Source organism: Phytopseudomonas dryadis (assembly GCF_004327355.1).
GTDB lineage: Bacteria > Pseudomonadota > Gammaproteobacteria > Pseudomonadales > Pseudomonadaceae > Aquipseudomonas > Aquipseudomonas dryadis.
The window spans coordinates 195,334-210,174 of record NZ_QJUM01000001.1; the positions used below are offsets into that span (position 1 = coordinate 195,334).

The following is a 14,841-nucleotide window of genomic DNA, read 5'->3' on the forward strand; positions in this document are numbered from 1 at the left end:
GCGCTTATCGTCGCGTTCTGGCCACCGCAGTGGCCAACGTCGCTCGGACGGTTCCGGGCGCTTACGTTCTCCGAGGAAAGCATGGCTGACCAGGCTTCGCGCCGCTTTGCGCGCATCGATCGTCTCCCCCCCTACGTATTCAACATCACCGCCGAACTGAAGATGGCCGCCCGCCGCCGTGGCGAGGACATCATCGACCTGAGCATGGGCAACCCCGATGGCGCGACACCGCCGCACATCGTGGAAAAGCTCGTCCAGGTCGCCCGGCGCGACGACACCCATGGCTACTCCGCCTCGCGCGGCATCCCGCGTCTGCGCCGGGCCATCTCGCACTGGTACAAGGACCGCTACCAGGTCGACATCGACCCGGAAAGCGAGGCCATCGTCACCATCGGCTCCAAGGAAGGCCTGGCGCACCTGATGCTGGCCACCCTCGACCATGGCGACACCGTGCTGGTGCCCAACCCCAGCTACCCGATCCACATCTATGGCGCGGTGATCGCCGGCGCCCAGGTGCGCTCGGTGCCGCTGGTGCCGGGCGTGGATTTCTTCGTCGAGGTCGAGCGGGCAATCCGCGAGAGCATCCCCAAGCCGAAGATGATGATCCTCGGCTTCCCCTCCAACCCCACCGCCCAGTGCGTGGAGCTGGACTTCTTCGAGCGCGTGGTGGCCCTGGCCAGGCAGTACAACGTGCTGGTGATCCATGACCTGGCCTACGCCGACATCGTCTACGACGGCTGGAAGGCGCCCTCGATCATGCAGGTGCCCGGCGCCAAGGACATCGCCGTGGAGTTCTTCACCCTGTCCAAGAGCTACAACATGGCCGGCTGGCGCATCGGCTTCATGGTCGGCAACCCGGAACTGGTCAACGCCCTGGCGCGGATCAAGAGCTACCACGACTACGGCACCTTCACGCCCCTGCAGGTTGCCGCCATCGCCGCCCTGGAAGGCGACCAGCAGTGCGTGCGCGATATCGCCGAGCAGTACCGGCAACGGCGCAACGTGCTGGTCAAGGGCCTGCACGAGATCGGCTGGATGGTCGAGAACCCCAAGGCCTCGATGTACGTCTGGGCGAAGATCCCCGAGCCTTACGCCCGCCTGGGCTCGCTGGAGTTCGCCAAGAAGCTGCTGGCCGAGGCCAAGGTCTGCGTGTCGCCGGGCATCGGCTTCGGCGAATACGGCGACGACCACGTGCGCTTCGCCCTGATCGAGAACCATGACCGTATCCGCCAGGCGGTACGTGGCATCAAGACGATGTTCCGCAGCGACGGGCTGATCCAGCCTCCCGCCCTGAAGCCTGCGCGCAAGGCGCCTGCCGCGCCATAGGCGCCGAGCGTGGTACGCCCCGGCGTGCCACGCGCAACTGGTTTATGATCGGCGCACCCACTGCGCGCCGCGACCACGAGCGATATGAACAACCTCGGCAACTACCCCCACGTTCGCCAACTGGCGATACGGTCGCTGTTCGAAATCTTCGAGCAGTCCAGCGAAGGCACCATCATCGTCGACCGTGACGCGCGCATCGTCTGGATGAACGAGCGCTATGCCCAGCGCTTCGGCCTCGAGCGGGCCAGCGAGGCCATCGGCGAACCCTGCGAAAGCGTGATTCCCGGCAGCCTGCTGCGCGAGGTGGTCAACAGCGGCCGGCCGATCCTGCTGGACATGATGGATACGCCCAAGGAACCGCTGGTGGTCATGCGCCTGCCCATCCACGATGACGCCGGCGCGGTGATCGGCGCCATCGGTTTCGCCCTGTTCGACGAATTGCGCTCGCTGTCGCCGCTGCTGAGCCGATACCAGGCCATGCAGGAAGAACTGGCCTCGACCCGCTCGCTGCTGAAGGCCCGCCAGGCCAAGTACAGCTTCGCCCACTTCATCGGCACCAGCGCCCGCAGCCTGGAGGTCAAACGCCTGGCCCGGCGCAGTGCCGCCAGCGAGTCCCCGGTGCTGCTGCTCGGCGAGACGGGCACCGGCAAGGAATTGCTCGCCCACGCCATCCACAATGCCTCGGCACGGGCGAACAAGCCCTTCGTCAGCCTGAACACCGCCGCCATTCCGGAAACCCTGCTCGAAGCCGAGTTCTTCGGAACCGCCCCTGGCGCCTTCACCGGGGCCGACCGCAAGGGGCGCGCCGGCAAGTTGCAGATCGCCAGTGGCGGCACCCTGTTCCTCGACGAGATCGGCGACATGCCGCTGCCCCTGCAGAGCAAGTTGCTGCGCGTGCTGCAGGAAAAGGAATTCGAACCGCTGGGTTCCAACGAGGTGCTGCACAGCGACGTGCGCCTGATCGCCGCCACCTCGATCGATCTGGCAGCGGCCGTGCAACGCGGCGCCTTCCGCGCCGACCTGTACTACCGGCTCAACGTGCTGAGCATCGCCGTGCCGCCCCTGCGCGAGCGCCTGGACGACCTGCCGGCCCTGTGCGAAGCGATCCTCGATACCCTGCTGGGCCAGCACGAGCTGCATCCCGAAGCGCTGGCGCTGCTCGCCCACCACGCCTGGCCGGGCAATGTGCGCGAACTGCACAATGTCCTCGAACGCGCCTGCCTGCTCAGCGACGAAACGCTGCTGGACAGCGCCGCGCTGGCCTCGGCCATCGGAACCCTGCAGACGCCCAGCGCCCGTTCCCCGGCCGCGAACGGCGGGCAGGTCGAAGACTTTCATCAGGCCAGAGCCCATTTCGAACGCCAACTGATCGGCCAGGCGCTGGCCGCGACCGCGGGCGATGTGCGGCAGGCCGCGCAACACCTGGGTCTGGGGCGTTCGACCCTATACCGGAAGATGCTCGAACTCGGCCTCTCGTCCTGATTCCGGGACTTGTCCCAATACCGGGACAAGCGTCTGCGGCGGCCTTTCTGGCGCATCGCCACGAGCTTCTCGTCCCACAAATGGGAAAAACCTTCTTTCCCTGCCCCGAGCATAAAAATAAATCCTTACAAATCATAAAGTTATAAAAATGGCATGAATCTCGCTACAGAGCGATTGCGGGATACCCCGTCGCCGACAACAAAAACAAAAGCGCCCACAGCGCCTGTGCGAGTTTCTCGAATGGCCCCGGGCAGCCTTTCGCTTCGCCATGCTGCAGGGTCAGGAGATCGCCGATGAGTGTCATCATCGCCCTCGCTTCACTGGCTCTACTGATGCTGGCCGCCTACCGCGGCTACAGCGTCATCCTCTTCGCTCCCATCGCCGCCCTCGGCGCCGTGCTGTTCACCGACCCCAGCGCCGTGGCCCCGGTCTTCACCGGGGTGTTCATGGAAAAGATGGTCGGTTTCATCAAGCTGTACTTCCCGGTGTTCCTGCTCGGCGCCGTGTTCGGCAAGCTGATCGAACTGTCCGGCTTCTCGCGCTCGATCGTCGCCGCGGCCATCGGCCTGCTCGGCAGCGGTCAGGCGATGCTGGTGATCGTGCTGGTCTGCGCCCTGCTCACCTATGGCGGCGTATCGCTGTTCGTGGTGGTGTTCGCGGTCTATCCCTTCGCCGCCGAGATGTTCCGCCAGAGCGACATCCCCAAACGCCTGATTCCGGCGACCATCGCCCTTGGCGCATTCAGCTTCACCATGGACGCCCTGCCCGGCACGCCGCAGATCCAGAACATCATCCCCACCACCTTCTTCAATACCACGGCCTGGGCCGCCCCCTGGCTGGGCCTGATCGGCAGCCTGTTCGTCTTCGGCGTCGGCATGCTCTACCTGCGCCGGCAACTGGCCAAGGCCCAGCGCACCGGCGAAGGCTATGGCCAGGCGTTGCGCAACGAACCGGAAACCCCGGATGACATCAGGTTGCCGAGCCCCTGGCTGGCCATTGCGCCGCTGTTGCTGGTGGGTATCGCCAACCTGCTGTTCACCCACTGGATTCCCGAGTTCTACGGCACCAGCCACAGCCTGCAGCTGGCCGGCATGCCGGCGCCACTGCAGACCGACGTGAGCAAGCTGACGGCGATCTGGGCCGTGCAGGCCGCCCTGCTGCTGGGTATCCTGCTGGTGCTGGTGAGCGCCTTCGGAGTGATCCGCGAAAAGCTCGCCGAAGGCACCAAGAGCGCCGTGGGCGGTTCGTTGCTGGCGGCGATGAATACCGCGTCGGAATACGGCTTCGGCGCGGTGATCGCCGCGCTGCCGGGCTTCCTGGTGCTCGCCGATGCGCTCAAGAACATCCCCGACCCGCTGGTCAACGAGGCGGTTACCGTGACCTTGCTGGCGGGCATCACCGGCTCGGCGTCGGGCGGCATGAGCATCGCCCTGGCGGCCATGTCGGACAGCTTCATCGCCGCCGCCAACGCCGCCAACATCCCGCTGGACGTGCTGCACCGCGTGGCCTCCATGGCCAGCGGCGGCATGGACACCCTGCCGCACAACGGCGCGGTGATCACCCTGCTGGCGGTGACCGGGCTGAGCCACCGGGAAGCCTACAAGGACATCTTCGGCATCACCCTGATCAAGACCCTGGCGGTGTTCTTCGTGATCGCCGTCTTCTACGCCACCGGCATCGTCTGAAGCCACCACGGCGGGCGGCGCCCGCAAGGAGTCCAGCATGAACCTGAACGGCAAGCGCGCACTGGTCACCGGTTCCACCAGCGGTATCGGCCTGGGCATCGCCCTGGTGCTGGCCGAGGCCGGGGCCGACCTGATCCTCAACGGCTTTGGCGACAGCCAGGCGGCCATCGACGCGGTGGCGGCATTCGGCGGCAAGGTCGGCCACCACCCTGCCGACGTGGCCGATCCCGAACAGATCGCCGCCATGATCGCCTATGCCGAGGACGAATTCGGCGGCGTCGACATCCTGGTCAACAACGCCGGCATCCAGCATGTCGCGCCGCTGGAAACATTCGCCCCGGAGCGCTGGGACGCCATCATCGCCATCAACCTGTCCTCGGCCTTTCACAGCATGCGCCTGGTACTGCCCGGCATGCGTCGGCGCAACTGGGGGCGCATCGTCAATGTCGCCTCGGCCCACGGCCTGGTCGCATCGCCCGGCAAGAGCGCCTACGTGGCGGCCAAGCACGGGCTGATCGGCCTGAGCAAGGCCGTGGCCCTGGAAACCGCCACCACCGGCATCACCTGCAACGCCATCTGCCCGGGCTGGGTGCTGACGCCCCTGGTGCAGGCGCAGATCGACGCCCGCGCCGCGCAAAGCGGCGACAGCGAAGCGGCGCGGCGCGCCCTGCTGGCGGAAAAACAGCCGTCACTGGAATTCGTCACCCCGCAGCAGCTCGGCGAGCTGACCCTGTTCCTGTGCAGCGACGCCGCCGCCCAGGTGCGCGGGGCGGCCTGGAACATGGATGGCGGCTGGTTGGCCCAATGACCCGGCCGCAGCGCTGATCGACCATACTCTCCCAAGACAACAAGAATTAGAGGTAGCACGATGCAACAACCGCTCTGGACACCCTCGCCCGCCCGTATCGGCGCCACCCGCATGGACGCCTTTCGCCGCTTCGTCAACCAGCGCCATGGCCTCGAGCTGGCCGACCATGCGGCGTTGCACGCCTGGAGCGTGGCCGAGCGCGCGGCCTTCTGGCAGGCCATCGTCGAGGTCTTCGCTATCCGCTTCAACCAGGCGCCCCGCAGCGTGCTCGAAGAAGGCCAGCGCATGCCCGGCGCGCACTGGTTTCCCGGCGCCACGCTGAACTTCGCCGAGCAGTTGCTGCGCCGGCGCGACCCGCACCCGGCGATCATCGCGATCGGCGAGGATGGCAGCCGCGAACAACTCAGCCATGCCGAGCTGGCCGAACATGTGGCTGGCCTGCAGCGCAGCCTCCAGGCCGCTGGCGTGGGTGTCGGTGACCGCGTGGCGGCCTGCATGCCCAATACCTGGCAGACGGTGGTGGGCATGCTCGCCACCGCCAGTCTCGGCGCGATCTGGTCGAGCTGCTCGCCGGACTTCGGTACCCAGGGCGTGATCGATCGCTTTGGCCAGATCGAACCCAAGGTGCTGATCGCCTGCGCCGGCTACCGCTACGCCGGCAAGAGCCTCGACCTCACCGACAAGCTCAACCAGATCCTCGCCCAGTTACCCAGCCTGCAGCAGTTGGTGGTGGTGCCCTACTCCCGTGCCGAAGCCAAACCAACCGATTACAAGTCGGTGGCTCCAACCACCCTCTGGCAAGACTTCTACAGCCCCGGCGGCGAGCCGCAGTTCACCCCGGTACCCTTCGAACAACCGCTGTACATCCTCTACTCCAGCGGCACCACCGGCGTGCCCAAGTGCATCGTCCACGGCGTCGGCGGCACCCTGCTGCAGCACGTCAAGGAGCTGGGCCTGCACAGCGACCTGCAGGCCGAAGACACCCTGTTCTACTACACCACCTGCGGCTGGATGATGTGGAACTGGCAGGTTTCCGGCCTGGCCCTTGGCGCGACCCTGGTGCTGTACGACGGCTCGCCGTTCCAGCCCGACACCAACCGCCTGCTCGACCTGATCGACGCCGAGGACATCAGCATCTTCGGCACCAGCGCCAAATATATCGCCGCCCTGGAGAAGGCCGGCGCCAGGCCGCGCGAAAGCCACCGCCTGCAACGGCTCAAGGCGATTCTCTCGACCGGCTCGCCGCTGGCCCACGAGAGCTTCGATTACGTCTACCGTGACATCAAGGCCGATGTCTGCCTGTCGTCCATCTCCGGCGGCACCGATATCGTCTCCTGCTTCGCCCTGGGCAACCCGGTGTTGCCGGTGTACCGCGGCGAGATCCAGTGCAAGGGCCTGGGCATGGACGTGCAGGTCTGGAACGACGACGGCAAGGCGCTGCTCGGCGAAAAGGGCGAGCTGGTCTGCGCCCGACATTTCCCCGCCATGCCGGTGGGCTTCTGGAACGACGCCGATGGCGAGAAATTCCGCAGCGCCTACTTCGACACCTTCCCTGGCGTCTGGGCCCATGGCGACTACGCCGAACAGACGGCCCACGGCGGGGTGATCATCCATGGCCGCTCCGATGCCGTGCTCAACCCGGGCGGCGTGCGGATCGGTACCGCGGAAATCTACCGCCAGGTGGAAAGGGTCGAAGAAGTGCTGGAATCCATCGCCATCGGCCAGCAATGGGATGGCGATGTGCGCGTGGTGCTGTTCGTGCGCCTGCGCGACGGCGTCGAACTCGACGAGGCCCTGCAGGCGCGCATCCGCCAGACCATCCGCAGCCATACCACCGCCCGCCACGTACCGGCGCGGATTATCGCCGTGGCGGATATCCCGCGCACCATCAGTGGCAAGATCGTCGAACTGGCGGTGCGCAACGTGGTGCACGGCCAGCCGGTGAAGAACACCGACGCCCTGGCCAACCCGCAGGCACTGGAGTTGTATCGCGACCTGCCGCAACTGCAGGCGTGAAAGGCGCTTTTGTCGGTGCCGCGATCTGTCGCGAAGGCGCGCTTGGCCGCACCACGGCATTGCCCATGGGCGGACGCTGGCCGCTGGGCGATAATCGCCACGCCAGCGCCGCTGCCCTGGCCCCGTCCCCCCCCTTGCGCAAATGAGGTGCCATCATGGCCAAAGCAATGGCTCGTCACATCCTGGTCAAGACCGAGGATGAAGCCAAGGCCCTGAAGAAACGGATCGCCGCCGGCGAAGCCTTCGACGTGCTGGCCCGCAAGCACTCGACCTGCCCCTCCGGCAAGCGCGGCGGCGACCTCGGCGAGGTACGCCCCGGGCAGATGGTGCGCGCCATCGATCAGATCATCTTCAAGAAGCCGCTGCGCGAGATTCACGGCCCGGTGAAAAGCCAGTTCGGCTATCACCTGGTGCAGGTGTTCTTCCGCGATTGAGCGCTGGTCGGCGCGTCCGGCCGAGTCAAACGTCGGCGCTGGCGACAGCGGATGCTCAGCGCAGCCGGAGGCGCCTGGGTGACCGGCGGATGGCCGCCTGACGCCCGGCACGGAGCCCACCACCATTGCCATAGTCCGCTCGCTCGCGATCAGGCCCTCATCGACGGCACAAGCGCTTAGCGGTACCGGTAGCGTGCCACCCGTTTCTTCTCGCTCACGGTACGTCGACGCCGGACAGCCTGTGGCCATACCTGGCGCGCCACGACGATGATTTCGCATTACAGAAACAAATTTTATTCGATTAGTGAATAAAAATAGCAGCAAAGAGTATTGGTATATACCAGATGCCCTCTCATTAAATCCGCTGCGAGCCGCAAGACAAACGCACTGGAGCATCACGATGGTTACCCTGAGGGTCATGCTGGAGTACTTTCATCCCTGGCCAAACTCGGCCGGCTTCTACCTGGCCCGTGAGCGCGGCTGGTACCGGGAGGCCGGGCTGGATGTGCAACTGCTGGTGCCGGATACCTACCATGGCGACACCCTCGAACACCTGCTGCGCGGCAATGCCGATGTCGGTGTGTTTCCCAGCAACCGCCTGTTGGTACGCCGCGCGCTGGGCCAGCCGCTGCTGGGCATCGCGGCGATCAATCAGCGTGGGCTGGAGGCGATCCAGACGCTGACGGACTCCGGCATCCAACGTCCACGCGACCTGGCCGGCAAACGCCTGGCGCTCAACCCGACACCGCGCGGATTGGCCATGGTTCGCCATCTGGTGGCCGCCGACGGCGGCGATCCCGAGGCGATCGTCATCGTCGACAGCGGTGTGCGCGAACTGCGCCCCGAGCAACTGGCCGCCGGCGCGGCCGATGCCAGCTTCGGCGGCTACTGGGCCTGGGAGGCCCTCATGGACAGCCCCGTTCCCAGCACCCGCCGCGTGGTCTGGCCCGTGGATCAGATCGGCGCACCGGCCTATCACAGTTACCTGCTCGGCACCCACCAGCGCTGGCTCGAGGAGGATCCCGAGCGCGCCCGGGCCTTTCTCGCCGCGACCGCTCGCGGCTTTCTCGCCGCCGCCGCCGAACCCCTGAGCGTTCTGCCGGCCTACGAGGCCACTACGCCCTACTTCCCGAGCGAACTGCTGAGCCGCTCACTGCAGCACATCGCTCCGACCTGGTTGCACCAGGAGCGCTGGGGCGAACAGCGCGAGGCGCTGCTGGCACCTTATGCCGACTGGCTGCACCAGCATGGTGTACTCGCGGATGCCAGCGCCTGGCGCGGCGCGACCAGTAACGCCTACCTGCCGGACGTGCATCCATGAACGGACAGATACGTGCGGCCCATGGCCTGGGCCTGGAGCTGGTCGCCGCCGACTGGCCCGCATTGGGCGAGGAAGAGGTCGCCACACTGCTGCAGCATTATCCGGATAGTGGCACCCTGCACGGCCTGTCCTGGCACAGCCCGCGTCCCTTCTCGGCGGCGGCCAGGGCGCAGACGGCGACGGCAGAGGTATTCGTCAAACGCCACCATCGCCTGGTTCGCGAAGTCGACTGGCTGGAAGAGGAACACCGCTTCATTCGCCACCTGCATGCGCATGGCGCACCCGTGGTCGTGCCCCTGGCCGCCCGCGACGGACGCAGCGCCCTGAGCCTGGGCGACTGGACGTACGAAGTGCTGCCGCTGGCCGCCGGCGTCGACCTTTATCGCGATGCCCAGTCCTGGACGCCCTTTCTCGACCGCCACCACGCCCATGCCGCCGGTGTCGCGCTGGCCGAACTGCACCGGGCGGCGGACGGCTACGCGGCTGCGGCACGGCGCACGCCGGTATTGGTGGCCAATCTGCGCCTGTTCAGTCAGGCCGATCCGCTGGCGGCCATCGAACAGGCGCAGCGGCAACAGCCGGCACTCGCCGCTTACCTGGCGGACAAGGACTGGCGCCGCGACCTGGACGAGCTGATACCTCCCTTGCACCGTGCCCTGCTACCGCTGCTGGCAATCCAGAAGCCGCTCTGGACGCACAACGACTGGCATGCCTCGAACCTGCTGTGGAACGCTGAGCAGGTCTCGACAGGGGTGGCGAGCGTGCTGGATTTCGGCCTGTGCGACCGCACCTTCGCCATGTTCGACCTGGCGACGGCGGTGGAGCGCAATTGCATTCCCTGGCTCGAACTGGACGCCGGTGGCCGTGCCGCCGCGGATCTCGATGCGCTCGATGCGCTGCTTGCCGGCTATCGAAGCAGGCGGCCGCTGAGCCGTCTCGACCTGCTCACACTGGCCGCGCTCCTGCCCTTGGTGCATGCCGACTTCGCCCTGGCCGAAATCGCCTACTTCAACGGCATCGTGCAGTCCGTCGGCAGCGCCGATGTGGCCTACCACGCCTTTCTCATCGGCCATACCCGCTGGTTTCACGACGCGGAAGGTTCGCGCCTGTTGAACCATCTGCAGCGCCTGGCGCAGGCCGATACCTAGGAATCCGCATGCTCTCACTCGACCCTCGGCGAATCCTGATCGACCCGCCCGGCCTGCAGCTCATCCTGGACCAGCCCTCCACACTGGTTGTGGATGCCAGCGTCGAGCTGGCCGCGCCCCGTTTCGATGGCGACTACCAGGTCGCCAGCGGGCGCCAGGCCTGGCTGCAAGACCATATTCCCGGTGCCCGGCATGCCGATCTGCTGGAAGCGCTGGCCGACCCGTCGGCCGACTTCAGCTTCGCCCTGCCCGATCCCCGTTCACTCGAACACGCGCTCGGCGCGCTGGGTGTCGGTCGTGCCGAGAACATCGTGCTCTATGATCGCCACGACGGTTTCTGGGCCGCCCGCCTGTGGTGGATGCTGCGCAGCCTGGGCATCGCCGCACGCATGCTCGATGGCGGCTTCAAGGCCTGGCGTCGCGCCGGACTGGCCGAATGCAGCGGCGAAGAAGCCGGCGGCGAAAACCCAACCGAACTCACCCTCACCCCCCTGCCCGGCTACTGGGCCAGCCACGAGACGGTACAGGCCGTGGCCGCCGGGGAGGCGCCGGGAACCCTGGTCTGCGCGCTGTCGGCCGCGCTGTTCGAAGGGCGGGCGGTGACCCGCTATGCCCGCCGCGGACATATCCCCGGCAGCCTCAATCGCCCGGCTCGCGCGCTGTTCGATGCGCAGGGGCGTTACCTGCCGCCCGCCGCGCTGGCCCAGGCCCTGGGCGCCGACCTGCTGAACGGCACGCAACCCCTGATTCTGTATTGCGGCGGCGGCATATCGGCGGCGGCGACGGCGCTCGCCCTGACCCTGCTGGGCCGCGAACAGGTGGCCATCTATGACGGCTCACTGCAGCAATGGGCAGCCGACCACGCCTTACCAATGACCACCGGAGCAGCTCCGGCCTGACCTTCACAACAGTAGCAGGCACGTCAGCGCGAGGATGCGAGGCTTCCTCTCCCGCGTTGTCGGCCCTCAAGGAGTCGCCCATGGCACCCGTACCCCGACACCGTTTCCGCCTCGGCCTGCTGGCCCTGGCCCTTCACCCCGGCCTGCTCTGGGCGCAGTCGAGCACCGTCCTGGACACCGTCACCGTGCTTGGCCAGCAGAGCGATGGCTACCAGGCCACCAAGGCGGCGGTAGGCGGCTTCGACGAAGCCGCCCTGGTGGACACCCCGGCATCGGTGGCGGTATTCACCGAACGCCTGCTGCAAGACCAGCAGGCCAGGCTGCTCAGCGACGTCCTGCAGAACGACGCTTCGATCGGCGAAGCCTATGCGCCGATCGGCTATTACGAGAACTTCGTGATCCGCGGTTTCTCGCTGAACGCCGCCAGCAGCTACAGGATCAACGGCCGCACCATCGCCGGCGAGCAGAACGTCGCGCTGGAGAACAAGCAGCAAGTGGAAGTGCTCAAGGGCCTGTCGGGCTTGCAGAGCGGCGTGAGCGAACCCGGCGGGCTGGTCAACTATGTCACCAAGCGCCCGCAGAACGTGCGCTCGCTGAGCGTCTCGAGCAACGAGCAGGGCGAGCGCTACATCGCCACCGACCTCGGTCGCTGGTTCGGTAGCGAGCAGCAGTTCGGCATCCGCGCCAACCTCGCCCACGAGGACATCCGCTCCTACGTCGAGCACACCGACGGCAGCCGCGACTTCGCCTCCCTGGCCCTGGACTGGGGCATCAGCCCGGCGGCCCAGCTGCAACTGGATGCGGAATACCAGAGCCGCGAGCAACGCTCGGTACCCGGTTACCAGTTGCTCGGCGGCAGCGAGGTGCCCCGTGGCATCGACCCCAAGGATCTGCTGGCCTACCAACCCTGGTCCAACCCGGTCGGTATCGACTCGCTCAACCTCAACGGACGCTTCCAGTACCAGTTCGACGACAACTGGAGCGGCAGCCTGAGCGCCTCGCGCAGCCGCGTGGTGATCGACGACTACAGCGCCTTCGCCTGGGGCTGCTACGGCGCCGCCAGTTGCGCCACCGCGAGCGTTCCCAATTACTTCAGCGCCGAGGGCGAGTACGACATCTACGACTACCGCAGCCCCGACGACACCCGCCGCAATGACGAACTGCAAGCGGCGTTCGCCGGCAGCTTCGACAGCGGCCCGTTCAGGCATGAACTGACCATCGGCAGCAGTGCCTCGCGGCGCCTGGTCGACCGCCGCGGCTCGGTCAACGAATGGATCGGCAGCGGCACGATCGACCAACCCGTGGCCGAGCTGAGCCCGACCGACGTCCCGCTCGGGCATACCTACCAGCGCCTGGACAGCCGGCAGTACGGGCTGTTCGCCAACGACCGGATCAGCCTCGGCGAACACTGGCAGGCAGTGCTCGGCGCACGCCAGGTGCGCCTGGACGAGGAAACCTACGACCGGGACGGCGACACCACCCGCCATACCCGGCGTTCGGAGCTTCTGCCGAGCGTGGCATTGATCTACAAGCCACGCCCCGATACCTCGCTCTACGCCAGCTACAGCAAAGGGCTGTCGCTGGGCGGCGAAGCCCCCTGGTTCACCACCAACGCCGACGAATTCCTCGCCCCCACGGTATCCAGGCAGTTCGAGCTGGGTATCAAGCGCGACTGGCAGCGCCTGAGCCTGACGGCCGCCCTGTTCCAGATTCGCAAGGCCTATCAATACTCGCAGCCCAACGACGATGGCAGCTTCACCTACGTGCAACAGGGCCAGCAGAAGAACATCGGCCTGGAGCTGTCCGCCAGCGGCTGGCTGAGCGAACGGCTGCAGCTGTCGGCCAGTGCCGCGGCCATTCGCGCCCGGGTCGACGGCAGTGGCAGCGAGGCCTACGAAGGCCATCAGTCGCCCAACGTGCCGACCTTGCGCGCCAGCCTGTATGCGGACTACAGCGTACCCGGCGTGAATGGCCTGGCGCTGCTCGGCGGCGCCCGCTACAGCGGCAGCAAATACGCCAACCAGGCCACCGAGGCCAAGGTCGGCGCCTATACGGTGTTCGACCTGGGCGGCCGCTACAGCACCCGCATCGACGGTTACGAGACCGTATTCCGTCTGACCGTCGACAACCTGTTCGACAAGCGCTACTGGCGCGACGTCGGCGAATCCGCGGGGGATGGCTACCTGTTCCCCGGCGCGCCACGTACCGCGCGCCTCTCCGCCAGCGTGAACTTCTGAGGCATGCCCATGCGCCCATGCGGTTTTCTTGCCAGCCTGCTGCTGGCCGCCCTCACCGGCTGCCAGCAGCACCCGCCGGCCAACGACCAGCTCGACGCGGTGTTGTGGACGCAGACCTCCATCGAGCACGAACTGATCTATCGCCAGGTATTCGCCGCCGCCACCCGCCAACTGCAGACCGCCCTGGGCGATCCCGCCTGGGACGCACTGGCCCAGGCGCCACGCGAGCTGCACGGGCTGCCGCCGGCGCTGATCGTCGATATCGACGAAACGCTGCTGGATAACACGTCGCTGAACGCCCACGCCATCGTCGCCGACCAGCCTTATGACTACGGGCTGTGGAATCAGTGGGTCGAAGACGCCCGCGCCCCGGCGCTGCCCGGGGCGCTCGAGTTCATCCAGGCCGCCGTCCGCCTGGGGATCAAGCCTTACTACCTGACCAACCGTAGCCATGGCCAGGAACAGGCGACCCTGGCCAATCTGCAACGAGCCGGATTTCCCATCGCCGGCAGCGAACAGATTCTCACCGCCGGGACGCCGACGGGAGGCTGCCAGGCCAGCGGCTCGGACAAGACCTGCCGGCGCCAGTGGGTCGGGTCGCGAGCTCGCGTGCTGATGCTGGTGGGCGACTTCATCGAGGCGCCGAACAGCCTGGCAGCCGGGCGCGACGCCGCCGCGCCTTACCTGGCCTGGCTGGGGCAGCGCTGGTTCCTGCTGCCCAATCCGACCCATGGCGGCTGGTACAGCGCGCCCTACCAGGATCGTGAAGCCTTGCCCCTGCCCCGCAAACGCGCGCTCAAGCAACAGGCGCTGCGGCGCTAGCGGCGGCTAACCGTACCTGCCGGCTACGCCGGTCAATCGAGGAAACACCGATGTCTACGCTGGAAGTCGTGGCGGTCATCTTCAATATCGTCGGCGTCTGGCTCACCGCGCAGCGCATACGCTGGTGCTGGCCGGTCAACGTTGTCGCGGTGCTGCTCTACGCATGGATTTTCCATGGGGTGAAGCTCTACTCCGACATGCTCCTGCAACTGGTTTTCGCCGTGCTGCAGGGTTACGGCTGGTGGCGCTGGAGCAGCGGGCACAGTGTCTCCGGCAAGGTGCGGATCGAACGCCTGCCGGCACGCGAAGGCCTGCTGGGACTGGCCGTCGGCCTGGCAGGCGCGGGCCTGCTGGGGGCATTGATGCAGCACTTCACCGATGCCGCGCTGCCTTGGCTGGACTCGGCCCTGAGCGCCTTCAGCCTGGTCGCCAGCCTCTGGGCGGCGCGCAAGTATGCCGCCAGCTGGTATTTGTGGATCGTGCTGGATAGCGTCTATGTCGGTCTGTTTCTGTACAAGGATCTGTACCTCACCGCGGCCCTGTATGCCGGCTTCATCGTGCTGGCGGTTTATGGCCTGCGCACCTGGCAGAAGGATCTGCAGGCCCAGGAGCGGAGCCGGACAGCCCTCCCGGACGCCGCTACACAGGCGGCACGATGAGAGG

The 14,841-nt window shown here is 66.8% G+C and carries 12 protein-coding genes; all 12 read left to right on the top strand.

What is annotated here, in order from left to right:
- Positions 1-81: 81 nt before the first annotated feature.
- The 12 genes from alaC to pnuC all read left to right on the top strand — a co-directional run bounded on the left by alaC (position 82) and on the right by pnuC (position 14,837).
- Entirely contained in the window at positions 82-1,326 is a 1,245-nt protein-coding gene (gene alaC / locus DNK34_RS00925; RefSeq protein ID WP_131174211.1) for an alanine transaminase, read from the top strand.
- An 84-nt stretch (positions 1,327-1,410) separates the two neighbouring features.
- On the top strand, positions 1,411-2,808 hold the full coding sequence (locus DNK34_RS00930) for a sigma-54 interaction domain-containing protein (protein ID WP_131174210.1): 1,398 nt from the start codon (positions 1,411-1,413) through the stop codon (positions 2,806-2,808).
- A gap of 293 nt (positions 2,809-3,101) precedes the next feature.
- Positions 3,102-4,493 (top strand): GntP family permease, encoded by a 1,392-nt coding sequence (locus tag DNK34_RS00935; RefSeq protein WP_131174209.1) that lies wholly within the window; start codon positions 3,102-3,104, stop codon positions 4,491-4,493.
- Positions 4,494-4,530: 37 nt separating this feature from the next.
- Complete coding sequence (locus DNK34_RS00940; protein WP_131174208.1) at positions 4,531-5,301, top strand: 3-hydroxybutyrate dehydrogenase; 771 nt, start codon at positions 4,531-4,533, stop codon at positions 5,299-5,301.
- A 60-nt stretch (positions 5,302-5,361) separates the two neighbouring features.
- Entirely contained in the window at positions 5,362-7,317 is a 1,956-nt protein-coding gene (locus DNK34_RS00945) for an acetoacetate--CoA ligase (RefSeq protein WP_131174207.1), read from the top strand.
- A gap of 155 nt (positions 7,318-7,472) precedes the next feature.
- Positions 7,473-7,751, top strand: a complete 279-nt coding sequence (locus DNK34_RS00950) for a peptidylprolyl isomerase (RefSeq protein WP_131174206.1) — start codon at positions 7,473-7,475, stop codon at positions 7,749-7,751.
- Positions 7,752-8,151: 400 nt separating this feature from the next.
- Positions 8,152-9,072 (top strand): ABC transporter substrate-binding protein, encoded by a 921-nt coding sequence (locus tag DNK34_RS00955; RefSeq protein ID WP_131174205.1) that lies wholly within the window; start codon positions 8,152-8,154, stop codon positions 9,070-9,072.
- Positions 9,069-10,220: a phosphotransferase enzyme family protein gene (locus DNK34_RS00960; protein WP_131174204.1), complete on the top strand. Its 1,152-nt coding sequence runs from the start codon at positions 9,069-9,071 to the stop codon at positions 10,218-10,220. The genes DNK34_RS00955 and DNK34_RS00960 overlap by 4 nt, the downstream gene beginning before the upstream one ends.
- Before the next feature lie 8 nt (positions 10,221-10,228).
- Positions 10,229-11,119 (top strand): sulfurtransferase, encoded by an 891-nt coding sequence (locus DNK34_RS00965; RefSeq protein WP_131174203.1) that lies wholly within the window; start codon positions 10,229-10,231, stop codon positions 11,117-11,119.
- Positions 11,120-11,199: 80 nt separating this feature from the next.
- Positions 11,200-13,356 carry a TonB-dependent siderophore receptor gene (locus DNK34_RS00970; RefSeq protein ID WP_131174202.1) on the top strand — a complete coding sequence of 719 codons (2,157 nt, stop codon included), beginning with the start codon at positions 11,200-11,202 and terminating at the stop codon, positions 13,354-13,356.
- A 9-nt stretch (positions 13,357-13,365) separates the two neighbouring features.
- Entirely contained in the window at positions 13,366-14,178 is an 813-nt protein-coding gene (locus DNK34_RS00975) for a 5'-nucleotidase, lipoprotein e(P4) family (protein ID WP_131174267.1), read from the top strand.
- 50 nt (positions 14,179-14,228) lie between these two features.
- A complete protein-coding gene (pnuC, locus tag DNK34_RS00980; RefSeq protein ID WP_131174201.1) occupies positions 14,229-14,837 on the top strand; it encodes a nicotinamide riboside transporter PnuC in 609 nt (202 codons plus the stop codon).
- The last annotated feature ends 4 nt before the right edge of the window (positions 14,838-14,841 follow it).